We start from the raw sequence: 22,769 nt of genomic DNA, 5'->3' as shown, positions 1-22,769 counted from the left end.
ATCAGAGCCGGACGTTCCAGTCGACGGAGGAGCGCAGGGTGCGCACCACCTTCGGGTCGCGCACCGATGCGGTGCGGTCCTCGGCCGTGACCGTCAGGCGGTGCGTGCGGAAGTCGAAGAGCCACAGCTCCGCCACCGACACCTCGGTGCGGCCGTGGAAGCGCTTCAGCTCCCGGCCGTCGAGGTACCAGCGGACCACGAGCTGTCGGCCGTCCGCGCCGGCCAGCTTCGGTACGGAGGCCTTCGCCGTGTGGCGCAGCCGCAGGGTGCGGTCGGTCGGGGTGAGCGGGGTGACGATCCGAGCGTGCTGGTAGAAGCCGGCGATCATCGACTCGACGCCGGGCAGGTTGAAGGGCTTGCCCAGGACCCGCATGAGGGAGTTGTCGGTGGGCCGGTACAGCCCGGTGACGAAGTAGTTGCCGCCCTCGTACGCGCCGACCGTGCCGCCGTCGGGAGATTCCTCGCCGAGCCAGCGGTACCACTTGGCCCGCTGCGCGGCCATGCGGTCGGCCGGCAGGGTCGAGCTGTTGGATTCGCCGGGCTCGGGACCGGTGTACTTCTCGTAGTCCGGGACGCCCGGGTAGAAGTACTCGTCGGCGAGCTTGCCGAGGGAGTGGCCGGTCTCGTGGATGGCGACCTGGCCGGACTTCGGATGTCCCGCGGAGGCCGTCGATATCCCCTCGTACCCGAGGGTGGCGCTGGGCTCGTTGTAACCCGCTCCGCCGTACTTGGCGCTGTTGGCCAGCACGATGACGAGGTCGGCGGCGGGCGCCTTCGCCACGTACGCGTCCACCTTGGGCTGGTCGACGCAGAGCAGTCGCTCGATGTTCTCGCACCAGAAGTACGAGCCGAGGGCGGTGTCGCGGACGGTGGCCGGGTCGGGGTCGCCGGAGACTCCGGAGTCGTGCGAGACGGCGTCGACCGTCCAGACGTTGAAGAGGTTCCGGTACGTGGTGTAGGGCTCGACGGCGGTCACCTCGGCCCATTTCTGCTCGGCGTCGGTGTGGAACCGGGCCAGTTCGGCCGCGGTGTACCCGTCGCCGATGACCACGACGTCGAGGCGGTCGGCGGTGGGGCCGTTGTCGATCATCTTGGTCACCTGGCCGTCGGCCGACCGCTCGGCCGGGGACAGTCGGCCCTGGGCCTTGGCGGGGCTGCCGGCGGCCAGGACCCGGGCGTGGCCCGAGCCGGCGTCACCGCCGTGCTCCGGCCCGGGTATCTCGACCTCGACGCGCGGCCCCGCCGGGGCGGTGGCCGCGCCGGCGGGGCCGGCCGGTCCGGCGGCCACCAGCGCGGCGGTCGCGCAGATCGTCGCGACGGCCGCGCGCCACGCCGAGCGCACGGCGGGACGACGGTCCGGACGCCGGCCCGAACCTCTGACTGGATCCATGAAGTGCTCCCCCGGGAACGGAAGTTAAATGGTTTGTTAAGCACGTTGAATCGGTTGCTTAAACTAGGTGGCGCACGGGACGTGCGCAATGCCTGCTCCCGCTGAATACTGGGGAGTTCGAGCGACCAGGGGGAATTCATGGACGAACCGGCCCGGATCGGCCGCAGGGTACAGCGCATGCGCGGTAAACTCGGCCTGACCCAAAGACAGTTGGCCGAGCCCTCCTACACCTCGGCCTACATCTCCACGCTGGAGTCGGGCAAGGTCCGCCCCTCCGAGACCGCACTGCGCTTCCTCGCCGCCCGCCTGGGCACCTCGTACGAGGAGCTCGCCACCGGCCGCCCCGCCCACTTGGCCACCGAGCTGCGGCTCGCCCTCACCGACGCCCAGCAGACGCTCGCCACGGGCGCGGCCGACGAGGCCGCCGCGCGCTACCGGCGGCTCTTCGCCGAGGCCGAGGAGCTCGGGCTGGTCCCCGAACAGGCGGAGGCCCGGCTCGGGCTCGGTGACTGCGCGCTGGAGTCCGGCGAACTGCCGGACGCGATCGGTCACTTCGAGGCGGCCGAGCGCCTCCTCGCGGACGAGCCGCTGCCCCGACGGGCCCGGCCGATCCGCGGCCGGGCCGTCGCGCACTTGCTCGCCGGCGAGCTGCGCTACGCCTGCTACCTGCTCGAATCCACCATCGACGAGCTGGGTGCGAGCGGGCTGGCCGATCCCGAGGCGCTGGTGCTGCTCAACGCCGCGATCATCGGGCCGTACCTCGACATGGGCGCCCACGCCCGGGCCGCCCGGGCCGCCGAGCTCGCCCTCGCGCTGGCTCCACAGGTCAGCGATCCGGCGCTGGTGGCGGGCATGCACCGGCAGGTGGCCCGGACCTTCCTCGCCGGAGGGCGGGTGGCCGACGCCGACGCCTCACTGGCGAAGGCCCAGGAGATCTACGGGCAGTTGCGGCTGCGGACCGATCTGGCGCACTGCCACTGGATGCGCGGCTACGTCCAGGCCCAGAACGGTGAACTCGCCTCTGCTGAGCGGGAGTTGCGCATCGCCCGGGACATGCTGTCGGCCCGTCGCGCCGGGCTCTACACGGCGCAGGTGGAGGTCGAGCTGGCCGACGTACTGCGCCAGCTCGGCCGGTACGAGGAGGCCGCCGGGCTGCTCTCGGCGCTGCTGGAGCTGGGGGACAGCCACGGCGCCGTGCACGCGGGCGGCGCGCACCGGCTCCTCGGCCTGATGGCCGAGGAGCGCGGCGAGCCGGAGGCGGCCGAGGAGCACTACGTACAGGCGTTGGCGCTGCTGGAGCGCAGTGGGGCGTCGGGCGATCTCGCGGACCTGTGCCGGCTGCTGGGGGATCTGCTGCGACGTACGGGCCGGGTCGAGGCGGCCATGGACGCGTACCGCACGGGCCTGGGGCACCGGGCGGCGCCCGGCACCACCACCCTGGGCCCGGCGCCCGCCGCGCCCGCGGTGCGGCCCGCCCGGGTCAGTGGTTCTCGGTGGGTTGCAGGTCCCGCGGAATGAGCGTCCAGGTCGTGGCCGCCGCGGTGACCGCGAGTACGGCGGCCAGCAGGAAGGCCGGAGTGATCGCCAGGGTGTAGGCGTGCGAGGCGGTGTCGAGCAGGGCCTGGCCGACGGCGCCGCCGATGCGTTCGGCGGTGTGCGCGGCCTCGCCGACGGAGCCCTGTACGGCGGCGGCGCTCGGGCCGTCCAGCTCCAGGGCGGGCAGGTTGCCCCGGTAGAGGGCCGCAGCAGTGGAGCCGAGGACGGCGACGCCCATGGCCGAACCGAGTTCGTAGCAGGTCTCCTCGATGGCGGCGGCGCTGGAGACCTCGGCGGCGGGCGCGGCGGAGACCAGGGTCACCGAGGCCACGGTGGTGGCGAGGCCGGCACCCAGGCCCATCACGGTCAGGGCGCCGGCGAAGGCCGGGTAGCCGAGGTCGGTGAACTGCTGGAAGGTCCAGGGCAGTGCCATGCCCACGGCCAGGACGACCAGCCCGGCGCCGAGCACGTGGCGGATGGCGAAGCGGTGCATCAGCGAGGGGGCCACCATCGAGGCGGCGATCAGCGCGAGCGGGGCCGGCAGCAGCCGGACTCCGGCCTCCAGCGGGGTGTAGCCCTCGCCGTACTGGAACCACTGGGTGACGAGGAACAGGATCGCGCCCATGCCCACCATGGGCAGGAAGATCGCGGTGGCCGCGACGCTGAAGGCGGGCTTGGCGAACAGCCGCACCTGGAGCAGCGGGTTGTCCAGGCGCAGCTGGCGGCGCACGAAGACGGTCAGCAGGGCGGCTGCGACCAGGAGCAGGGTCCAGGGCAGCGGGTCGGCGATTCCGCTCTTGCCGAGCTGCTTGATTCCGCCCGCGAGGGCGAGCATGCCGACGACGGACTGGCCGACGCCCCACCAGTCCCATTTGCCGCTGCTGCGCGGGGAGCGCGATTCGGGCAGGTAGCGCAGGCCGGCCGCGACGATGACGGCGGCGACGGGGAGGTTGAGGAGGAAGGCGGAGTGCCAGCCGTAGTCCTCGACCAGGAGTCCGCCGACGACCGGCCCGAAGGCCATGCCGCCGCCGAAGACGGCCGCCCAGACGGCGAGCGCGAAGGCGCGCTCCTTGGCGTCGGTGAAGACGGTGCGCAGGATGGACACGGTGGCGGGCATGATGGCCGCGCCGCCGATGCCGAGCAGGGCGCGGGCCGCTATCACGTGCCAGGCCTCGGTGGAGAGCACGGCGATGAGCGAGGCGAGCGAGAAGATGCCGAAGCCCGCCATGAGCAGCCGCTTGCGCCCCCAACGGTCACCGAGCGCCCCGGCGGTGACCAGCAGTCCGGACAGGGCGAGCGCGTAGACGTCGATGATCCACAGCTGCTGTACGGCGCCCGGCTGGAGGTCTCCGACGAGCGAGGGGAAGGCCACGTTGAGGATCGTGGTGTCCATGGAGATGAGCAGGAGGCTGCCGGAGAGGATCGCCAGGACGATCCACCGACGGGGGTCCAGCGCGGGGGTGTACATGAGGTTCCGTTCAGAGGTGCGCACGGCGCGCACGGCGGTGCGGGGTTTCAGGGCGCGGGAGCGCCGGCGGGGGGCTGCGCGAGCGGCCGCGTCCCGCTGAGGAAGGAGGTCAGCACCAGGTGGCCGATCTGGCGCGGGGCGAAGTGGCCGTCGCGCACGCCCTCGGCGGCCGCGTCGAGCAGGCCCCAGAGCGAGTACCAGATCCAGTACGGCGGCAGGTCCGCGCGCAGCCGGCCCAGCCGCTGGCCGAGGGCGATGAAGGCCACGGCCCGCTGGTCCTGCCGGTCCACGCCGGCCCGGAACTCCGGGTCCGCGAGCACGGTGGCGTCGCGCGAGGTGAAGCCGTAGAGGTGGGCGGCGGGCATCAGGGCGATGACCAGTTCCTCGATGGCGGCGTCGAAGGCGGCCGCGTCGGCGCTCGGGGTCAGGTCGAGCGGGGCCAGGCACCCGTCGACGACCTCGATCGCGCGGACGGCGACGGCCTTGAGCAGGGCCTCGCGGGTCGCGTAGCGGCGGCTCAACGTGGCGCGGCTGGTGCCGATGCCGGCGGCGATCTGCACCATCGAAGCGCTGTGATCGCCGGCGAGGACGCGGGCGGCACCGTCCAGCAGTTCTTCTTCGTTCACCATGAGTGAGCCTCCTTCGCCTCGAACGATACAAGATTGTCTCATCCGAGGCAAAGACCACCCTCTCACGCGCCCTTATTGAAAATGGCATTCATTTCGGTATACTGCCTTCATGGCACGCAACGAAGTACGCCCGATCGTCAAGCTCCGCTCCACCGCGGGCACCGGCCACACCTACGTCACCCGGAAGAACCGGCGCAACGACCCCGACCGCATGGTGCTGCGCAAGTTCGACCCGGTCGTCCGCCGGCACGTCGACTACCGCGAAGAGCGCTGACCCGCCCCACCCCTACCGAAGGAGCGCACCGTGAAGCCTGGAATCCACCCCTCCTACGGCCCCGTCGTCTTCCGCGACAAGGCCGCTGACTTCGCCTTCCTCACCCGGTCGACCGCCACCAGTGACAAAACGGTCGAGTGGGAGGACGGCCACACCTATCCCGTCATCGACGTCGAGATCTCCTCGCAGAGCCACCCCTTCTACACCGGCACCGCCCGCGTCCTGGACACCGCCGGCCGCGTCGAGCGCTTCCAGCGCCGCTACGGGAGCAAGCCGTGACCTTGCCCGTCGTCATCGTCGGCGGGCTCCACGGCGACGCCCGCCGCAGCGCGGTGCGGGAGCTGCTGGCCTCCGTACCGGGCAGCGTCGCCCTCCACCACGACCTGGCCACGGCGGCCGGGGGGACCGTACGGCGCCTGGTGCGGGACTCCTCGGGCGAGCTGTCCCGGGGCGAGGCCCCGCTCGTGAACGGCTGCGCGTGTTGCGCGCTGCGCGAGGACCTGCTCCCGGAGCTGTGGCGCCTCGCCGCGGACGGACTGACCCGCCTCGCCGTCGTCGAACTGTGGGACTCCGTCGAACCGCGCGCCATGGCCGAGGTCGTGGCCGCGCACGGCGGCGAAGCCCTGGAGCTCGCCAATGTCATCACCGCCGTCGACCCCGCCCTCGTCCTGCCGTACCTCGCCAACGGGGACGACCTGACCGAAGCCGGGCTCGCCGCGGCCCCCACGGACCGGCGGACCGTCGGGGACACCTGGGCCCGGCAGCTGGAGTACGCCCCCGTCCTCGCGCTCGTCGACGGCGCGGACGCGGGCGACGAGGACCGCGCCCTGCTGGCCCAGCTGCACCCGACCGCGCGACGGGTGGAGACCGGGTCCGGCGAACTGGCGCGCGCGGCCTTCGCGGGATTCGACGTCGCGGCGGCGGCCGCCGCCCAGCATCCCGCCTGCGCGCTGTTGCCGCAGGAGGCGGACGAGGCCGGGGTCGCCACGCTCGTGTGGCACCGCCACCGCCCCTTCCACCCGGAGCGGCTCTACGAGGCCCTGGAGGACCTCGTGGGCGCGGCCGCCCGCAGCCGCGGCCGCTTCTGGCTCGCCGACCGCCCCGACACCCTGCTGGCCTGGGACGCCGCGGGCGGCGCGCTCCGCGTGGACAACAGCGGCCCGTGGCTGGCCTCGCTGCCGGACGCCGCGTGGGAGATGGTGCCGGCCGTGCGCAGGGCGGCCGCCGCGCTCGGCTGGCACCCCGAGCACGGCGACCGCTGCCAGCACCTCGTCTTCACCTCGCCCGGCCTCGACCGCGACGGGCTGGTGGAGCTCCTCGACTCGTGCCTGCTGACCGAAGCCGAGTTCGCCGCCGGGCGGGAGGCGTGGAAGCGCCTGCCGACCGCCTTCGGCGCCCTCCTCGACCCCGTCTCCTGACCGTCCGAAACGCCGGGCCCGGACGAGAGGGCCTAGTCCCCGGCGCTGCGGGCGCGGGCTCCCGAGCGGGTGCGGCCCGCGGTCTGGGCCCGCTGCGGGTGGCGGCGCACGTACTCGTGCTCCAGCTCGTTCATCCGCTTCGTGTGGGTGACCAGGGCGTCGTCGGACCCGTGCAACAGGGTCTCGTGGCGCGTGCGGTGGATGGCCTCCAGCTCCTTGAGCAGCCGGCCCTCCTCCAGTTTCTGCGCCGACGGACCGCCGTCGTGCTCCGTCATGGCACGTGCACCTCCTCCACCGGGCCGCGGGATCAGACTGGGCCTACCTCCCCGGCCACTCCATCATGCCCCGCACCACGGGAGCGGGCCTCCGGGGCCGGGCGCGTCGCGCGGAAGGTGCGGCGGTACGCGTGGGGAGGGACGCCGATGGTGGTGCGCAGGTGCTGGCGCAGCGAGGCTCCGGTGCCCAGGCCCGCGCGGGCGGCCACCGTGTCGACCGGCCAGTCCGTGGTCTCCAGCAGGTACCGGGCCCGCTCGATCCGTTGCTGCACGAGCCATCGCCCCGGGCTCGCTCCGACCTCGTCCCGGAAGCGGCGGGTGAAGGTCCGGACGCTGACCTTCGCGTGCGCGGCCATGTCGGCGAGGGTCAGGGGGTCGCCGAGCCGCTCCAGTACCCAGGCGCGGGTGGGCGCGGTACCGCCGGCGGTGGGCGCGGGAACGGGTCGGCGGATGTACTGCGCCTGCCCGCCGTCGCGCCACGGCGGTACGACACAGGCGCGCGCGACCTCGTTGGCGATCGCGCTGCCGTGGTCGCGGCGGACGATGTGCAGGCACAGGTCGATGCCGGCGGCGACCCCGGCCGAGGTCAGGACGTCGCCGTCGTCGACGAACAGCACGTCGGGGTCGACGCGGACCCGGGTGAACGTCCGTCGGAGCCGGTCGGCCTCGCGCCAGTGGGTGGTGGCCGGACGGCCGTCGAGGAGACCCGCCGCGGCCAGGACGTAGGTGCCGGTGCAGATCGCCACCATGCGCGTGCCGGGGCGGACGGCGGCGAGGGCGGTGCGCAGGGCGTCCGGGAGGCGGCCTTCGGTCCGGATCGGTCCGAGGTCGCGGGAGGGCGGGATGACCACCGTGTCGACGCCGGCCAAGACGGACGCGTCGTGGCTGACGGCGAGTCGGTAGTCGGCGTCGGTCCGTACCGGGTGACCGTCCAAGCTGCACGTGGTCACGGAATAGAGGGCGTTGCCCTCCGGGTCGCGTGCCACGCCGAAGACGCGGGCAGCGATGCCCAGTTCGAACGGCATCACACCGTCCAGGGCGAGGACTCCGATTCGGTGCATGACCCGATCCTTTCAGGTGTTGACCATCGGGCCACTATCCGGCCCCTCCCGCTCACGGCAGCCTGGGAACGTACCCCGGCGAAGGGGTGCGAACTCACCGATATCCCCTGAGAGCGATCACCATGACCCACGAAGCCCGTCCGATGATGCGAGCCGTCACCCAGGACCGCCCCGGCGGACCGGAGGTGCTGCGGCTCATCGAGACCGAGCGGCCGAGTCCCGGCCCGACCGAGATCCTGGTCCGGGTGCACGCCGCGGGCGTCAACCCGGCGGACTGGAAGATCCGGTCGCGCGGCGCGTTCTCCACGGGCGCCACGACCCCGTTCACCCTGGGCTTCGACGTGTCCGGCGTCGTCGAGGCGGTCGGCCGTGGCGTCACCGTCTTCCGGCCCGGCGACGCCGTGTTCGGCATGCCGCGCTTCCCGCACCCGGCCGGCGCCTACGCCGACTACGTCACGGCCCCGGCCCGCCATTTCGCCCACCGCCCCGAACGGCTCGACCACGTCCACGCGGCGGCCCTTCCACTGGCGGCCCTCACCGCCTGGCAGGCCCTGGTCGACACGGCGGACATCGGGCCGGGCACGCGCGTCCTCGTCCACGCGGCAGCGGGTGGGGTCGGCCACCTCGCCGTGCAGATCGCCAAGTCCCGGGGCGCGTACGTGATCGGCACCGCCCGTGGGGCCGGGCACGACTTCCTGCGCGCACTGGGCGCCGACGAACTCATCGACCACACCCGCCAGGACTTCGCGAAGGCCCTGAGCGGCGTCGACGTCGTCCTCGACGCCGTCGGGCCCGCCTACTGGTCCCGCTCGCTGAGCACCCTGCGGCCGGGCGGGACGCTCGTCTCGATCGTCCCGCCGGACGAGACCTTCCCCGCCGAACGGGCCCGCGCGGCCGGGGTGCGCGCGGTGTTCATGCTCGTCGAACCCGACCAGGCCGCGCTGCGCGCGGTCGCCTCCCTGGTCGACAGCGGCCGCCTGCGGGTCGAGGTCGGCGCGGTGGTCCCCCTGGAGGAGGTGTCCAGGGCGCACGCGCTCGGCGAGGGCGGGCGCACCCGGGGAAAGATCGTCCTGTCTCTGACCTGACGCTCCGTCGCCACCTCCCCCCACAGGTCCACAGCACGTCAGGAACGAGTAGACACTGTCTACTCGCCCTGGTAGACAGTGTCCATGGACCAAGAGGGACCGCTCCGGGAGCGGCTGATCGACGTCGGTGTGGAACTCGTCATGAGCGAGGGCGCCGGCGCTCTCGGGCTACGGGAGATCGCCCGCCGGGCGGGTGTCTCGCACGGGGCGCCGCGCCGGTACTTCCCCACCCACCAGTCCCTGCTGTCGGCGATCGCCCGGCGCGGGTTCGAGGATCTCGGGGTGCGCATCGCGGCCTCGGCCGGTGCGCCGGAGCTGTCCCCGCGGGAACGGGTGCGGACGATCGGGTGCGCGTACGTCGGCTATGCGCTGGAGCACGCGGGGATGTTCGCGCTGATGTTCCGGCACGACCTGCTGGACAGTACGGGCCGGGGTCCCTCCGAGGGGCCGCGGCTGCGGGAGTCGACGCTCCCGATGTTCGATCTCCTCGTGACGCTCGTCCGTCGGTGCGGGGCGGCCGAACCCTCCGTCACCGCTGCCGCGTTGTGGGCCAACCTGCACGGCATCGCGCAGTTGTGGCGCTGGGGCAGCCTGCCGCTGGTCCTCGGCGGCGCGCCGGTCGACGGCGTCGAACGGCTCGTCGGAGCCGCTGTCGACGCGCACCTCGGTCCGGAGCCCCGATGAGGCAGCGGATGTCACTCCTCGTCAGCGTGGCGGGAGCCATGCTCGTCGCGCTGGACGGCACCGTGCTGACCGTGGCCCAGCCGAGTCTCCGGCGCGACCTCGGGGCGAGCGTGGCGCAGGTCCAGTGGACCAGTACCGCCTATCTGCTGGCCGTGGCCGCGTTCCTGGTCGTGGCCGGGCGCCTCGGCGACCGGTACGGGCACCGCCGACTCTTCCTCGTCGGCGTCCTCGGCTTCGCCGCGGCTTCGGCCGGCATCGTGTGCGCGCCCGGCGTGGGCTGGGTGATCGCGCTGCGCGCCGTGCAGGGCGTGTTCGGCGCGCTGCTGCAGCCCGCGACGCTGGCGCTGCTGCGCCTCGCGTACCCGCCCGACCGGCTCGCCACTCCGGTCGCCGTGCGGACCAGCGCGATCGGACTGGCCGCGGCGGCCGGCCCGCTGCTCGGGGGCCTGCTGGTCGCGCGGTGGGACTGGCGGGCGGTGTTCGTGATCAATGTGCCGGTGGCCCTGGTGATCGCCGCGCTCACGCTCGCCGTACGGGCCCCCGCGCCGCCGCGGACGGAGCGCGGGCAGCTGGAGCTCACCGGCGCCGCCCTGCTCGCCACCGCGCTCGCGGTGTTCGTACACGCGCTGGTCGGCGTGCCCGAGCACGGGTGGACCGCTGCGCCCACCGTCATCGGTTTCGGGGCCGCAGCCACGCTCGCGGCCCTGTTCGTACGCCGTGAGCGGCGGGCCGTGCTGCCGTTCGTCCCGCGCGCCGTGGCCCGGTCCACGGCGGTGACGGCCTCGATCGGGCTGCTGCTGATCGTCTCCGCGGGCATGTTCGGGGCGCTGTTCACGGCCACGTTCCAGCTCCAGGACGTCGAGGGGCTGGACCCGCTCGCCACCGGTGTGCGGGTGCTGCCGCTGACCGCGCTGATGGTGGCGGGCGCGCCGGTGGCGGGCCTGGCCCTGCGCCGGTTCGGTGCGCGCCGGACCGCGCTGGCCGGTACGGGGCTGGTCGTCGCCGGCATCGCCGGGCTGGGCTCGGCGTCCCCGGTGGCCTTCGGGGTGCTCGGCGCCGGGTTCACCACCGTCATGGTCACCGCCACCGGGGCCGTGGTCGGCGAGGCCCCGGCCGGGTACGCCGGGGTCGTCGGGGGGCTCAAGCAGACGGCCATGAACGTCGGACCGGCCCTCGGGATCGCGGTCGCCGCGGGCGCCGGGCCGCACGGCTCGTCGTTGGTGGCGCTGGCCGCGCTGACGGCCGTGGGTCTGGTGGTGGCCTCACTGCTGCCCGGCGGCGCGCGCCCGACAGTTGCGGGCGACCTCGTCGGCGAAGACCAGGGCCGGCGGGGCGAGGGCGGCCCAGCGGCGGACGGCCCAGCCGACCGCGAGCGGCGGCAGGGCGGGGATCGGCACGAGGCGCAGCGGGCCGGCGGAGCCGGGGACCCGCCAGCCGGGCAGCGCGGGCACGACGGCGTGTCCGAGGCCTAGTTCGGCGAGCAGCAGGGCGGTGTCCCAATCGGCCACGCTGGTGTCGGAGCTGACCCGGATGCCGGATTCGGCGAAGGCGGCGTCGAGGTGGGCGCGGGAGGCGGAGTTCTTGGGGAGCCGGATGTGGCGGATGCCGGCGAGGTCGGCGGGGTCGATGCGGGGACGGGCGGCGAGGGGGTCGTCCGCGCCGACGGCGAGTACCCAGGGCAGTTCCATGACGGGGCGCAGCTCGATGCCGCGGACCGGGCCGCCGATGGTGATCCAGGCGAGGTCGAGGTCGTCGGAGGCGAGGGCGTCGAGGCAGCTGCGGATGGAGTTCTCGGTCTGGAACTCCAGGTTCACCTCGGGGTGGCGGCGGCGGAAGGTGACGACGGCCTCGGACATGAAGTGCCGCACCGTCGTTGCGCCGGTGGTGACGCGGACCGTGCCGCCGCCGCCCCGGACGAGGTCCTCCACGCGGCGCAGGGCGCCGTCGAGTCCGGCGATGCCGTCGGCGGCGGCCCCCTGGAGGATGCGGCCCGCCTCGGTGGGTACGACGCCGCGGGCGTGGCGCTCCAGGAGGCTCGTGCCGGTCTGCTTCTCGAGGCGGCGGACGTGCTGGCTGACGGCCGACTGGGTGCAGCCGAGGTCGCGGGCCACTGCGCTGAGGCTGCCGGCCCGGCAGACGGCCACGAACACACGAAGATCGTCGAGGGTCATGAGGCCCAAGTTATCGCTTGGAGGTTGGGAGCAAATCGGAGGATTGACTTGGGTTTTGGATGGGATCAAGATCGGTGCAGGGCCCGGGCGGCAACCCGTCCCTGCCCGCGCCACGGGGTCCGGAACCCAGGCACGGGCGGGGCCGGGTGTCGACCCACCCGGCCCGACCACTTCGACCGGAGGGACACGTCGGTGTCGGATCACGCCGTCGCGTGGCTGCGGACGCTCGGCGCGCAGGAGATCGCCCATCCGGGTGGGACCCTCCTCACGCACCTCGAGCGCGTACAGGGGCTCCTCTGGGGGGGCGCGGCCCGCGCTCCAACGAGCGGGCCTGTGCCACGCGTTCTACGGTACGGACGATTTCCCCACCACCCTGCTGCCGCTCGCCCGGCGGGCCGAACTGGCCGCGGTGATCGGCGACGAGGCCGAGGAGATCGTGTACCTGTACGCCGCCTGCGACCGCGCCGCTTCGTATCCGACGCTCGCCAGCGAAGAGGCGGCCTACCGGGACCGGTTCACCGGCCGCGTCCACTCCCCCACCCCGGGGCTCCGGCGGGACCTCGCCGAGCTGTCGGCGGCCAACGAGCTCGACCTCGCGCGGATCGATCCCGCCTTCCGCGAAGCGTGGGGAGCCGAACTCCTCGCCCTGTTCACGCGGCTGCGCGGGCTGCTGAGCGAGCCGGCCCGGCGGGAGTGCCGGGCCGTGCTCGGTGACCGTGAGCGTTGATCAGGGGGCGGGCCGGCCGGTGAGGGTGATCTCGGCGGCGCTGGTCCACGGGCCGCGGCCGCCCGCCTCGGTCAGTGCTTTCAGGCGGAGGTAGCGGCCGCTCTTCGGGGTGAGGGCCACGGTCTTGGCGTCCGCGCTGTCGGTGAAGGTGCCGCTCGCCACCGGTGGCCCCCAGTCGGTGGTGGTGTCGCTGACGTAGACCTCGTAGCCGCCGATCCGGCCGTTGACCCCGCCGTCCTGGCGGGGCAGGTGACCGAGGCCGTCCACCGTGTAGCGGGCCCCGAGGTCGACCTGGATCTCGTGCGGGAGCGGGGCGGGCTTCGCCGAGGACCAGGCCGTGTGCCACAGGGTGGCCGGGTTCCCGTCGAAGGCGCGTGCGGCCGCGCCGTTCTCGGCCGCGGTCTCCTGGCTGTCGGCGTGGGCCAGGGACCATGCCGACCGGTCGAGCGGACCGGACGGGGGCAGGGCCGCGGCGGCGGGGACGCTCGTGCCGGTGGCGGAGACGCTGAACGCGCCCGCCGTGTCGGGCGTCTTGATCCACAGGACGCCGGAGCGGTCCGCCGGGTCGAAGTACCAGCCGGACGCGGCCAGGTCGTAGGCGGCCTTGGAGGCCAGGCCCGGCAGGGGGGTCCCGTCCCGGGTGACGGTGGTGGGTGCGGTGGCCACGTGCAGGGTGAACTCGTAGCCGCGTGAGGCCGGTTTGCCGGTGTAGCTGCCGGTGGGGGCGCCCACGGAGACGGTGACCGTGCCGAAGCCGGCCGTCGGGGCGGTGACGTCGACGCGCTGGCGCGCGTAGGCGCCGGACCGGTACGCGCGGGTGCGGCCGTCGTCCTCGTAGAGGCTGAAGGTGGAGGTGCCGCGCGGGTGGATGTCGTAGGTGAGGGTGGATACGGGCTTCTCGCCGGTGTAGTTCATCTGCGGCCACATCGGGACGACGGCGCCGCCCTTGACGAAGAGCGGCAAGGTGTCGAGCGGTGCCCGGTACCCGTTCAGCCACCCCGGGCCCGCGTGCGTACGGCCGGTCCAGTAGTCGGTCCAGGTCCCGGCGGGCAGGTAGATGCCGTCGCGGACCGAGGTGTCGGAGACGACGGGTGCGACCAGGAGGGAGTCGCCGGCCATGAACTGGCCGCTGGTGAGGTTGCCGCGGGCCACCGGGTCGTCGGGGTACTCCAGGACCATGGCGCGGGTGCTGGGTACGCCGCTCTCGTGCGCGACGCGGCTCATCGTGTACAGGTACGGCATCAACCGCATCTTGAGCTGGAGGTACTTGCGGTTGATGGACAGGTACGGCTCGGCGAAGCGCCAGGGCTGCTTGTCCTGGTAGCCGGCGGACGGGCCCGTCGCGCCCCAGCCGGACATGGTCATGAAGGCCGGGGTGAAGGCCTTCCACTGAAGGTCCCGGGTGTACGTCTGCGGGCTGCCGCCGAAGATGCCGTCGATGTCGCCGGCCGCGTAATTGAGCGCGGAGAGGCCCGCCCCGGTGATGGCGCGGACGTGCCAGCGCATGTCGTCCCAGGTGCCGTGGGTGTCGCCGGTCCAGACGACGGCGTTGCGCTGGGTGCCCGCCCAGCCGTCGACGGTCCAGACGTAGCGCCGGGCGTCGGAGTTCTCCTCGATGCCGTCGACCGCCTGCTGGACGCCCTGGAAGGCGGTCTTGTAGCCGCCGCCGATCCAGGCCACGTCGGTCTTGACGCCCCGGCTGCCGGCCGCGGCGACCTCGTCGGCGATGGAGCCGAGGCCGGTGGAGGTCCACAGGCCCGTCTGGAAGCCCTTGGTCTTCAGGGCGTCCACCGTCGACTTGAGGGGCGCCGTGTAGCCGCAGCCGTAGCCGTCGTTGGGCAGGAACCAGCCCGAGGGCATGTCGGCGGCCCGGGCGTCGGCCGCGTAGCCGACGACGTCGGGGGTGGTCTGGTGGCGGGGCCGGTCGTGATCGCCCTGGTAGTCGGGGTTGGAGGCGTTGAAGCAGTCGGCGTTGCCGAGCTCGAATCCCCACATCGGCGCCATGAATGGCTTCCCGCTGACGTCGGTGTACGCGTCGAGCACGGACTTGAGGGAGTCGCCGGTGAAGTACCAGGCGTCGAAGCGCTTCTCGTCGTGGGTGAGGGCGGTGGGCGCGTTGAAGCCGTAGGAGCCCGGGGCCCAGGTGTTGCGCATGGCGCCGTAGCCGTTGGTGGACAGGTAGAAGGGTGCGGGGCTGGCGTTGTCGTTCTCGCGCCACGTGTTGTCGACGGCGATCGGGACGGTCTTGCCGCGCAGCGCCCACTCGCCCAGCCGCAGGCCGGTGCCGTAGAACTGCTCGTCCGCGCCCCGGGCCAGGTACTGGGTGGTCCGGCCGCCGGTCCAGCTGGTGGGCCGGGCCTCCTGCCAGACGGGGGTGGTGTCGTCGGCGCGGAAGACGGAGAACCGCAGCGGCTTCTTGTAGACGCGGATGGAGAGGGATCCGGTGGTGATCCGGTAGTACGCGCCGGCGTCCGAGCGGCTCGTGGCCACGGGGCCGAAATCGGTGGTGGGCGCGAGGTCGGTGCCGGCCGGGTCGTCGGTGAAGGACCCGTCGGGCGAGAGCCAGAGGCGGAAGACGTCGGCGCGGGCGACGACCACCCGGGCCTTGGCTCCGCCGGATGCCGTGACGGTGAAGGTGTTCCCGGACCGGGTGAAACCGGTGACGTCGCCCGCCGTCGCCGTGGCTCCGGCGGGGGCGGAAGAGACGGCGGGGGCGGCGGGGGCAGCCGCAGCGGGGGCGGGGGCGGCCGCTGCGGGTAAGGCGACCGGTCCGGCGGCGGCCAGACCCGCCACGGTGAGGGCGGCGGCGAGCAGGGCGGCGGCCGGGGTGCGCCGCCTGCGCCGCCGCGCCGCGTGAACGCGGCTGCCCATCGGGCCTTGCCGACCCTGGCTCCTGCGGATGCTTGGCAGTCTCATGGGGCAGCTCCTCGTGCGGTCCGGGACACGGACACAGCTCCTTGGCATGCTCCCGGCAAGATAGCCCTCCGGTGGGCCTTGATGAAAGATGATGCTCGAAGACGAGTTCCCCCAAGCACCTTTGAGCATCTGTCAGGCTGCGATGCGACCTGGATAGGGTGCGGGTCATGGTGGGTTACGACGTCGATGTGGCCGTGGTGGGGGCGGGACCGGTCGGGCTGAGCGCCGCGCTACTGCTCGCCCGGGCCGGTCTCGGGGTGGTGGTGCTGGAACGCCGTCCCGGGCCGGTCACCGAGTCCCGTGCGACCGACCTGCACGCGCGGACCTTGGAGGCCCTCACCCCGAGCGGACTGGCCGGATCCCTGCTCCCCCTCGGCCGGCGCGTGGACGCGGTGGAGATGTGGTCGGGGCGGCGCCGGCTCGGCGGCTTCGACCTGGCCCGGCTGCGCTCCCCGTACCCGTACATCCTCACCGTGCCGCAATGCGCGACCGAGGGTCTGCTCACCGCGGAGGCCGAGCGCACGGGGGTGCGCGTCCACCGCTCGACCGCCGTCCGGTCGGTCGACGAGGACGCCGACGGCGTCACCGTACGGTCGGACGCCCTCGGGCCGGTGCGCGCCCGCTGGGTCGTGGCGGCCGACGGCGCGTCCAGCACCCTGCGCGCCCTGGCCGGCACGGCCTTCCGCGGCCGGACGTACGCGGGCGCGTGGCAGCTCGCCGACCTGTGGGTGGAGGATCCCTCGCTGGATCCGGCCCGGGTCCACATGGTCGGCGGTCCGCGCGGCCTGCTCGTCGTGCTCCCGATGCACCTCGACGGCTGGGCCCGGGTCGTGCTGCACCTGCCGCACGGCCCGACGGGCGGCGGCTCGAGCGGCCCGGAGGGCATCGCCGCCGAGGCGGCGGCCCGGGGGTGGACGGCGACCGTCCGCGCATGTCGCTGGACCAGTACCTTCCGCACCCACCGGCGCCTCGCCGCGCACGACGGGCGGCGGCGGGTGCTGCTGATCGGTGACGCCGCCCACGTGTGCAGCCCGATCGGCGGTCAAGGGCTCAACCTCGGGCTGCGGGACGCCGTCTCCCTCGCCGCGGCGCTGCCCGACGCCACCGCCCGCGGCGGCCCGGCCGACGCCGGACTCGCCGCCTGGCGCCGGGCCCGCCGGGCCGACGCGCTGGGCGTCCTCGCCCGCACCGACCTCGCCACCCGTGCCTGGACCCTGCGCTCGGCACCCGCCCGCGCCGTACGGGACACGGCGGTACGGGGCGCCCTCACCACGGCGGCCGGCCGCCGCCTGCTCGCCGAGGCGGTCGCCGGCCCCCGCCCCGGACCAGCGAGGACGTCTCCTTCGCAAGGCGGCGGACGAACCCGCGGCGTCTGACGCCTACATCGCAAGGGCGGCCGCGGGGGACAGGCGCGGGACAGGCGCGTTCCGGAAGGGACGGCCCGGCGTCCGTGCGACGGTCGGGCGGTGGTGTGCCGGCTACGATGTTCTTGTCATGATCAGACTGAAGGTGCTCGGTCCGTTCCGGGTGGAGGTAGACGGCCGAGAGGTCGACCCGGGGGGTCGGCTCGCACGGATGGTCCTGGTCCAACTGCTCGTCGCCCGCGGGACGGTGGTGCCCACGGAACGGATCATCGAGCGGTTGTGGCCGACGCGGGTCCCCTCGAGCGCCCAGGCCTCGCTCCACGCCTACATCGCCCGTCTGCGGCGCACCCTCGAACCGGGACGGGCCCCCCGTACGCCTGCGCGACTCCTGGTCAGCGCGCCCTACGGCTACGCCCTTACCCTGGAGCAGGACGCCGTGGACGCCTGGGCGTTCGAGGACGGCGTGGCGGCCTGCTCAGGGGCGGATCTGCCGGCCCACGTCGCCGCCGAGGGCCTGGCCGGGGCGCTCGCCGCGTGGGGTGGGCAGCCGTACGCGGAGTTCTCGGACGAGCCGTGGACCGCTGGTGAGCGCGCCCGGCTGGAGGAGGTGCATCACACCGCCCGCGAACGGCTCGCTGCGGCCCGGCTGGGCTGCGGACAGGCCGCGCAGGCGCTCTCCGACGCGGGCGCGTTGACCCGGGAACAGCCGTTGCACGAGGAGGGCTGGCGGCTGCTGGCCCTCGCCCTGTGGGCCCGTGACCGCCAGGGGGACGCCCTGGCCGCCCTGCGGCGGGCCCGGCACGCCCTCGACGAAGAACTCGGCGTCGAGCCGGGGCCCGCTCTGCTGGAGCTCGAACAAGCCCTGCTGCACCAGCGTCTGGAGGTGCTCCGCCGGGCGACCGGAGCGCCCGCCCCGGCCACCGCCCCCGCCCCCGCCTGGGTGCCGAGCATCGCGGTGGCGGCGCAGGAGCCGGCTCCGACCGCGGCTCCGGCTGGCGCGAGCAAAAGCGAAAACAGTAGCGGTAGCGGTAGCGGGACGCCGACGGTACTGGCGGCCGACCGGCTCCTGGGCCGGGACGAGGAGCTCGCCCGGCTCGCCACTGCGGCCGATCGCGCACGGGGCGGCCGGGCCCAGGTGGTCGTGGTCTGCGGTGAGGCCGGTATCGGCAAGTCGAGCCTGCTGGACGCCGCCGTCCGTCAACTGCCCGAGCAGGGCTGGCTGGTCGGGTCCGGGCACTGTCCGGAGACCGACGGCGCCCCGCCCGGCCGGGCCTGGTTCGACATGCTGCCGGGTCTGGCGGAAGCCGCACCGCCGGGCCCGTACGCCGATGAGCTCGCTCCGCTCCTGGCTCCGGGCACGGAGAGGGACTCCGGGCAGCCGGACGGCAGCCCGGCCCGGCGCTTTCGCCTGCACAGGGCGCTGCTCGGCTGGCTGCGCGACACGGCTCGGCGACAGCCGCTGGCGATCGTGCTGGACGACCTGCACCGGGGTGACCAGGAGAGCATCGAGCTGTTCCTGCTCTGCGCCGAGCAACTGCGCGACGTACCGCTGCTGCTGGTGGGCTCGTACCGCACCGGCGAGGGCGATCTGACCGGGTCGCTGGCCCGCCTGGCCGACTGCTCGCCCGTACGGATGGCGCTCGGCGGCCTGTCGGACGCCCAGGCCAAGGAGCTGCTCCAGCGCGGCGCGGCCGGTATGAGCGAGCACGCCGCAGCGGCCCTGGCCGAACGGGCCGGGGGCAACCCCTTCTACCTGCGCGAGAGTTCGCTGCTGCTGGCCGGTGAAGGCGAGCAGCAGGCGCTGGGCCGCGTGCCGCAGGGGGTCCGGGACGTGCTGCGCCGACGGCTGGCGCTGCTCGCACCGACCGTCACGGCAGGACTGCGCCTGGCGGCCGTCGCCGGCCGCGAGGCTGCGGTGGCCCTGCTGGTGCGCGCCTCGGACGGGGACGCCGATCAGCTCCTCGACGCCCTGGACGCGGGTGTCACCGCCGGACTGCTGACCGAGCCGCGTCCGGGCACGGTCCGTTTCACCCACGCCCTCGTGCGGGACGCGCTGGAGGGCGACCTCACCCGCCTGCGGCTGGCCCGGATGCATTCCCGCCTGGGCAGGGCCCTGATCGCCCTCGGCTCGGACGACGTCGCCGCAACGGCCCACCACCTCCTACAGGCGGCCCCGGTCGTGACCACCGACGCCGGGCCCGCGGTCCACCATGCGCGGCTGGCGGGCGAGCAGGCGGTGCGCCGCTACGCCCCGCAGAATGCCGAAGTCCTGTTGACCGCGGCCCTCGGGCTCCTCTCCGACCATCCGGCCGCCTTCGCCGACCAGGACGCCGCCGTGTTGCGCGTGAGGCTGTTGGGCCAGCTGGTGGAGTGCCGCATCCGGATGGGAGCCGTCGCACCCGCCCGCGAGGCGCAGGAGCAGGCCGTGCGCGTGGCCCGTCGGGAGGGCCGCGCCGACCTGCTGACCGCTGCCTACACGACCTGGACCGAACCGACGCCCTGGCGCGTCCGTGCGTACGCGGCGTCAGACCCCGAGGCCGTCGAGGAACTCGGGAAGCTGCTGGCAGAGCCCGGTCTGACCGACCGGCAGCGCTGTCTGCTCCTCGACCAGCTGGCCGATGCGCTCGACGACACCGACCCCCGCTCGGTGGCCGTGTCCCAGCGGGCCGTGGAGCTCGCCCGCCCCCTGGGCGAGCCCCGGCTCTGCGGCCTGACGCTGGCCTCGCTGCTGCGCCGGGTCGACTGCGAGCTCGAACCGGAGGCCTACCTCGAGCTCCACCGGGAACTCGGCCGGGTGGCCGACTCCCAGGACAGCCCCGAGTACTCCTGGATGACGGCCTACACCGCCGCCCGCATCGCCGCCGCCCGCAACGACCCGGCGGCGATGGAGCGGGCTCTCGTACGGGGCGACGAGATCGCCCGCACGTACGAACTCCAGGGCGCGTTCGCGGTGGCCAGGCTGCGTCGTCCGCTGCTCGCCATGGCCCAGGGGCGCTTCGAGGAGGCGGAGCGGGACCTGGGGGCGGCGGTGGCGGAGCTGCGGGCGCGCGGGGCGGTGGACCTCACCGGACTGGCGGCCCTGGCCGTCGGGTGCATCCGGCTGCAGCAGGGCCGGATCGCCGAGGTGCTGCCCGTGCTGCTCGCCGTGTGGGAGCGGTACCAACCTCTCAACGAGGCCATCACCGCTCTCGCGCTGCACGCCTCGGGCCGCCCCGAAGAGGCCCGCGAGGTGTTCGGTCGGCGCGTGCCGATCCGGCGGGACTTCTGCTACTCCATCCTGGCGGCGCTGCGCGGCCGCGCCGCCATCACCCTCGGCGACCGGGCGGCGGCCGCCGAGGTCTACGAGGACCTGCTGCCGCTGCACGGGCTGGCGGGGAGCGCGAGCAGCCTCAGCCTCGTCTTCCGGCCCGTCGCCCAGACCCTGGGCGAGCTGGCCCAGTTCCTCGAGCGTCCCGAACAGGCCCGCAGCCACTACCTCGAAGCCGCCCGGGTGGCCGCCGCGTGGGATTCCCCCCACTGGGCGGGCGCGGCGCGGTCCGGGCTGGCCGGACTGCCGCCGGCGCCCGCGTAGGGGCGGCCCTCGGGCGCGTCGCCGCGGGGCGGTCGGGGCGGCGACGGCTCGGCCGGCTGGGCCGGTGGGGACAGTTCGGCCGGTTGGGCCGGTCAGGCCGGTGGGGACAGTTCGGCCGTGAACGCCGCCGCGAGGTCCAGGAACTCTTCGGGCGAGTCCGTCGTCAGCTGGAGGTCCACGAGCACCTCGTCGGTCTCCGCCGTGCACATCTGCTCGAGGTGGTCGCAGATCTGGCGCACGGTCCCGCGGTGGTGGGCCTCCGCGGGGTCGGCCTCGGTCGTGGTGACCTCGGGGTTGACGCGGAACACCCGGCGCAGCCCCGCCGGGTCCCGGCCCGCCCGTTCGGCGGCCTCGACGGCGACCGCCCAGAGCGCGTGGAAGTAGGGCAGGGGCATCGAGGCCGCGAGCCAGCCGTCGGCGCGCCTGCCGACCCGCTCCAGGGCGTACGGGGTGAAGCCGCCCAACAGGATCGGCGGCCTCGGGCTCTGGAGGGGTTTGGGGAGGACGGTCGACTCGGGGACGGTCCACAAGGGGCCGGTGTGGGTGACCGGATCGCAGCGCCATACGGCATCGAGGACGTCGAGGGTCTCCTCCAGCCGGGCCCCGCGGCCCTTCCAGGGCACCCCTGCGGCCTCGTACTCCTCACGCATCCAGCCCAGCCCGATGCCCATGTCCAGGCGCCCGTGGCTGATCAGGTCGAGGGTCGTCAGCGCCCGGGCGAGCACGAGGGGCGGCTGCCACAGGGCGTTGAGGGTGCTGCTGCCCAGACGCACGCGTTCGGTGGCGGTGGCCGCCAGGCCCAGGGCGAGGAGCGGGTCGAGGTGGGTGCCGTACCGGGCGGGCATCTGCTGTCCGCCGGGGTAGCCGTCGGGCGGGGCGAGCGGGGCCAGGAGCCGGTCGGCCACCCAGAGGCTGTGACAGCCGAGTGCTTCCAGCGCCGCGCACATCGCGGCGGTGCGGTCGGGGTCGGCGAACGGGCCGAACTGGGGGACGGAGAATCCGATGCGCATCGGTGGGAGTTCCTCGATCGGTACGGGGCGGGGGTCGCCGCGGCGCTGCGCCGGGGCGGCGGGCGGGGATTCGGGGCCGGGCCGCAGGGGCGGGCGGCCGGACCGGGACGGCACGGGCACGTCAGGCGGACGTGTGCCGGCCGCGGATCCGGTCGGTCTCGCGGCGGTACTGGCGCCGGCCGACGAGCTTCCACAGCACCCGGGCCGGGAGGGGCAGCCGGCCGAGGAACTCCTGCCGCTCGTCGGGCGAGCTGTCCTCCAGGATGGCGCCCAGGGCGATCATCAGGCGGTTCCGTGGCGTCTCGGCGAGGCCCCGCTCCCCCAGCGCGTGCCACTGCTCCTCGGTCACGTGCAGCGCGACCAGGGGCATGACCTCCCGCTCTTCCTCGTCGAGGTGGGCGCACAGCTGCCGGTGGTGCGTGCGCAGCGCCTCGGCGAGTTCGTCGCGGTCTTCGGGGCGGGCCTGCGCCTCCCACCGGTCCATCAGGCGCTGGACCTCGGCGATCCCTTCGGCGAGTGCGTGGTGCTGCGCCTCCATCGCCAGGACCTGCTCGGCATCGAGGTCCAGGTGGGGCAGCAGGACCGGCCAGAGCATCTCGTCCTCGCCGGTGTGATGGGTGTGCAGGCCCACGGAGTACAGCCGCCAGTGTTCGGCGAGGATCCCGGAGCGGGCGGTGTCGGCGGGGCGGACCTCCTGGACGAGTTCGGCCAGGAGGCGCGACTCGCGGCGGAACACCTGGTGGATCATCGCCATTTCGCGGGTGTAGGGGTGGACGGTGGTACTGGAGGGGTGGTTCGCGTTCATGAGGACCAGTCTTGGGAGCCCGGTTGCACGGCACTTGCAACCGACTTGCCACGACCGTCAGGACGGCGGGAGCGGTGGGGTGACCGCCAGGACCGGCGGGGCCGGGGAGGACCAGCGGTGGCCGCAGGGGTCGAAGACCAGGGTCACCGGCCGCCCCGGCCGCTGGCGCCAGGAGATGCGTTCCGGTGCGCCGGCGCACACCGGGCAGCAGGGCAGCGGGCGGGGCTCCGGCAGGCACTCGGGGGCGGCCGTGAGCGGCGTGGCGTGCGGATCGCGCATGGAGGCTCCCTGGTCGCACGGTTGGGCTGATCGCACTGTGCCATGGACGGGCCCGTGCGCGCACGGGCGAATCCTCCAGTGTTCTGGCTGGTCACAGGTGCGGTCC

18 protein-coding genes and 2 pseudogenes are annotated in these 22,769 nt (G+C 74.1%); 10 read left to right on the top strand and 10 right to left on the bottom strand.

The window, feature by feature from the left end; translation table 11 throughout:
- Position 1: 1 nt before the first annotated feature.
- Positions 2 to 1,390 (bottom strand): M64 family metallopeptidase, encoded by a 1,389-nt coding sequence (locus OG594_RS42720; RefSeq protein ID WP_266607774.1) that lies wholly within the window; start codon positions 1,388 to 1,390, stop codon positions 2 to 4.
- Positions 1,391 to 1,528: 138 nt separating this feature from the next.
- Between OG594_RS42720 and OG594_RS42715 the strand changes: the two genes are divergently transcribed.
- On the top strand, positions 1,529 to 2,908 hold the full coding sequence (locus OG594_RS42715) for a helix-turn-helix transcriptional regulator (RefSeq protein ID WP_266607773.1): 1,380 nt from the start codon (positions 1,529 to 1,531) through the stop codon (positions 2,906 to 2,908).
- On the opposite strand, the gene OG594_RS42710 is transcribed toward OG594_RS42715, so the two are convergent.
- Together OG594_RS42710 and OG594_RS42705 are read right to left on the bottom strand one after the other, a co-directional pair.
- Positions 2,871 to 4,418 (bottom strand): MFS transporter, encoded by a 1,548-nt coding sequence (locus OG594_RS42710; RefSeq protein ID WP_266607772.1) that lies wholly within the window; start codon positions 4,416 to 4,418, stop codon positions 2,871 to 2,873. The two genes, OG594_RS42715 and OG594_RS42710, sit on opposite strands and share 38 nt — an antisense overlap.
- A gap of 23 nt (positions 4,419 to 4,441) precedes the next feature.
- Complete coding sequence (locus OG594_RS42705; RefSeq protein ID WP_266607771.1) at positions 4,442 to 5,023, bottom strand: TetR/AcrR family transcriptional regulator; 582 nt, start codon at positions 5,021 to 5,023, stop codon at positions 4,442 to 4,444.
- A 109-nt stretch (positions 5,024 to 5,132) separates the two neighbouring features.
- On the opposite strand from OG594_RS42705, the gene rpmG reads away from it, so the two are divergent.
- Genes rpmG through OG594_RS42690 form a run of 3 tightly spaced genes read left to right on the top strand, consistent with a single transcriptional unit; the run spans position 5,133 to position 6,715 of the window.
- Positions 5,133 to 5,297, top strand: coding sequence for a 50S ribosomal protein L33 (gene rpmG, locus OG594_RS42700; protein ID WP_266607770.1), 165 nt, complete (start codon positions 5,133 to 5,135; stop codon positions 5,295 to 5,297).
- 30 nt (positions 5,298 to 5,327) lie between these two features.
- Positions 5,328 to 5,576 (top strand): type B 50S ribosomal protein L31, encoded by a 249-nt coding sequence (locus tag OG594_RS42695; protein ID WP_266607769.1) that lies wholly within the window; start codon positions 5,328 to 5,330, stop codon positions 5,574 to 5,576.
- A complete protein-coding gene (locus OG594_RS42690; protein WP_266607768.1) occupies positions 5,573 to 6,715 on the top strand; it encodes a GTP-binding protein in 1,143 nt (380 codons plus the stop codon). The genes OG594_RS42695 and OG594_RS42690 overlap by 4 nt, the downstream gene beginning before the upstream one ends.
- Before the next feature lie 32 nt (positions 6,716 to 6,747).
- On the opposite strand, the gene OG594_RS42685 is transcribed toward OG594_RS42690, so the two are convergent.
- Positions 6,748 to 6,990 carry a DUF6158 family protein gene (locus OG594_RS42685; RefSeq protein WP_266607767.1) on the bottom strand — a complete coding sequence of 81 codons (243 nt, stop codon included), beginning with the start codon at positions 6,988 to 6,990 and terminating at the stop codon, positions 6,748 to 6,750.
- Between the two features lie 32 nt (positions 6,991 to 7,022).
- Positions 7,023 to 8,051 (bottom strand): GlxA family transcriptional regulator, encoded by a 1,029-nt coding sequence (locus OG594_RS42680; RefSeq protein WP_266607766.1) that lies wholly within the window; start codon positions 8,049 to 8,051, stop codon positions 7,023 to 7,025.
- A gap of 122 nt (positions 8,052 to 8,173) precedes the next feature.
- Between OG594_RS42680 and OG594_RS42675 the strand changes: the two genes are divergently transcribed.
- The 3 genes and pseudogenes from OG594_RS42675 to OG594_RS42665 form a co-directional block, all read left to right on the top strand.
- The gene (locus OG594_RS42675; protein ID WP_266607765.1) at positions 8,174 to 9,136 is read left to right on the top strand and encodes an NADP-dependent oxidoreductase; all 963 of its coding nucleotides are present in this window, start codon (positions 8,174 to 8,176) and stop codon (positions 9,134 to 9,136) included.
- Positions 9,137 to 9,220: 84 nt separating this feature from the next.
- Positions 9,221 to 9,820, top strand: a complete 600-nt coding sequence (locus OG594_RS42670) for a TetR/AcrR family transcriptional regulator (protein WP_266607764.1) — start codon at positions 9,221 to 9,223, stop codon at positions 9,818 to 9,820.
- A gap of 8 nt (positions 9,821 to 9,828) precedes the next feature.
- Positions 9,829 to 11,097: pseudogene (locus OG594_RS42665) on the top strand (MFS transporter); the annotation flags it as partial.
- Here OG594_RS42665 and OG594_RS42660 read toward each other — a convergent pair.
- Positions 11,083 to 11,991: a LysR family transcriptional regulator gene (locus tag OG594_RS42660; protein ID WP_266607763.1), complete on the bottom strand. Its 909-nt coding sequence runs from the start codon at positions 11,989 to 11,991 to the stop codon at positions 11,083 to 11,085. The pseudogene OG594_RS42665 and the gene OG594_RS42660 overlap by 15 nt on opposite strands.
- 192 nt (positions 11,992 to 12,183) lie before the next feature.
- On the opposite strand from OG594_RS42660, the pseudogene OG594_RS42655 reads away from it, so the two are divergent.
- Positions 12,184 to 12,718, top strand: a pseudogene (locus tag OG594_RS42655) (DUF6817 domain-containing protein).
- Here OG594_RS42655 and OG594_RS42650 read toward each other — a convergent pair.
- The gene (locus OG594_RS42650; RefSeq protein ID WP_266607762.1) at positions 12,719 to 15,634 is read right to left on the bottom strand and encodes a TIM-barrel domain-containing protein; all 2,916 of its coding nucleotides are present in this window, start codon (positions 15,632 to 15,634) and stop codon (positions 12,719 to 12,721) included.
- A gap of 167 nt (positions 15,635 to 15,801) precedes the next feature.
- Here OG594_RS42650 and OG594_RS42645 point away from each other — a divergent pair, with 167 nt between their 5' ends.
- Entirely contained in the window at positions 15,802 to 17,010 is a 1,209-nt protein-coding gene (locus tag OG594_RS42645; protein WP_266607761.1) for an NAD(P)/FAD-dependent oxidoreductase, read from the top strand.
- 118 nt (positions 17,011 to 17,128) lie between these two features.
- Positions 17,129 to 20,569: a BTAD domain-containing putative transcriptional regulator gene (locus OG594_RS42640; RefSeq protein ID WP_266607760.1), complete on the top strand. Its 3,441-nt coding sequence runs from the start codon at positions 17,129 to 17,131 to the stop codon at positions 20,567 to 20,569.
- 92 nt (positions 20,570 to 20,661) lie between these two features.
- Here OG594_RS42640 and OG594_RS42635 read toward each other — a convergent pair whose 3' ends face one another.
- The 3 genes from OG594_RS42635 to OG594_RS42625 form a co-directional block, all read right to left on the bottom strand.
- Positions 20,662 to 21,579 (bottom strand): TIGR03619 family F420-dependent LLM class oxidoreductase, encoded by a 918-nt coding sequence (locus tag OG594_RS42635; RefSeq protein WP_266607759.1) that lies wholly within the window; start codon positions 21,577 to 21,579, stop codon positions 20,662 to 20,664.
- Positions 21,580 to 21,700: 121 nt separating this feature from the next.
- Positions 21,701 to 22,384: a hemerythrin domain-containing protein gene (locus OG594_RS42630; RefSeq protein ID WP_266607758.1), complete on the bottom strand. Its 684-nt coding sequence runs from the start codon at positions 22,382 to 22,384 to the stop codon at positions 21,701 to 21,703.
- A gap of 57 nt (positions 22,385 to 22,441) precedes the next feature.
- Positions 22,442 to 22,663 (bottom strand): hypothetical protein, encoded by a 222-nt coding sequence (locus tag OG594_RS42625; RefSeq protein ID WP_266607757.1) that lies wholly within the window; start codon positions 22,661 to 22,663, stop codon positions 22,442 to 22,444.
- Positions 22,664 to 22,769 lie beyond the last annotated feature (106 nt).

It is taken from the genome of Streptomyces sp. NBC_01214 (assembly GCF_026340975.1).
Classification (GTDB): Bacteria; Actinomycetota; Actinomycetes; order Streptomycetales; family Streptomycetaceae; genus Streptomyces.
This window is presented reverse-complemented; position numbering and strand designations above follow the sequence as displayed.

Excerpts from the sequence above, each read along its gene's own strand:
- OG594_RS42720 (WP_266607774.1), bottom strand. The coding sequence starts at position 1,390 with ATGGATCCAGTCAGAGGTTCGGGCCGGCGTCCGGACCGTCGTCCCGCC.
- OG594_RS42715 (WP_266607773.1), top strand. The coding sequence starts at position 1,529 with ATGGACGAACCGGCCCGGATCGGCCGCAGGGTACAGCGCATGCGCGGT.
- OG594_RS42705 (WP_266607771.1), bottom strand. The coding sequence starts at position 5,023 with ATGGTGAACGAAGAAGAACTGCTGGACGGTGCCGCCCGCGTCCTCGCC.
- rpmG (WP_266607770.1), top strand. The coding sequence starts at position 5,133 with ATGGCACGCAACGAAGTACGCCCGATCGTCAAGCTCCGCTCCACCGCG.
- OG594_RS42685 (WP_266607767.1), bottom strand. The coding sequence starts at position 6,990 with ATGACGGAGCACGACGGCGGTCCGTCGGCGCAGAAACTGGAGGAGGGC.
- OG594_RS42680 (WP_266607766.1), bottom strand. The coding sequence starts at position 8,051 with ATGCACCGAATCGGAGTCCTCGCCCTGGACGGTGTGATGCCGTTCGAA.
- OG594_RS42675 (WP_266607765.1), top strand. The coding sequence starts at position 8,174 with ATGACCCACGAAGCCCGTCCGATGATGCGAGCCGTCACCCAGGACCGC.
- OG594_RS42670 (WP_266607764.1), top strand. The coding sequence starts at position 9,221 with ATGGACCAAGAGGGACCGCTCCGGGAGCGGCTGATCGACGTCGGTGTG.
- OG594_RS42660 (WP_266607763.1), bottom strand. The coding sequence starts at position 11,991 with ATGACCCTCGACGATCTTCGTGTGTTCGTGGCCGTCTGCCGGGCCGGC.
- OG594_RS42650 (WP_266607762.1), bottom strand. The coding sequence starts at position 15,634 with ATGAGACTGCCAAGCATCCGCAGGAGCCAGGGTCGGCAAGGCCCGATG.
- OG594_RS42645 (WP_266607761.1), top strand. The coding sequence starts at position 15,802 with ATGGTGGGTTACGACGTCGATGTGGCCGTGGTGGGGGCGGGACCGGTC.
- OG594_RS42640 (WP_266607760.1), top strand. The coding sequence starts at position 17,129 with ATGATCAGACTGAAGGTGCTCGGTCCGTTCCGGGTGGAGGTAGACGGC.
- OG594_RS42635 (WP_266607759.1), bottom strand. The coding sequence starts at position 21,579 with ATGCGCATCGGATTCTCCGTCCCCCAGTTCGGCCCGTTCGCCGACCCC.
- OG594_RS42630 (WP_266607758.1), bottom strand. The coding sequence starts at position 22,384 with ATGAACGCGAACCACCCCTCCAGTACCACCGTCCACCCCTACACCCGC.
- OG594_RS42625 (WP_266607757.1), bottom strand. The coding sequence starts at position 22,663 with ATGCGCGATCCGCACGCCACGCCGCTCACGGCCGCCCCCGAGTGCCTG.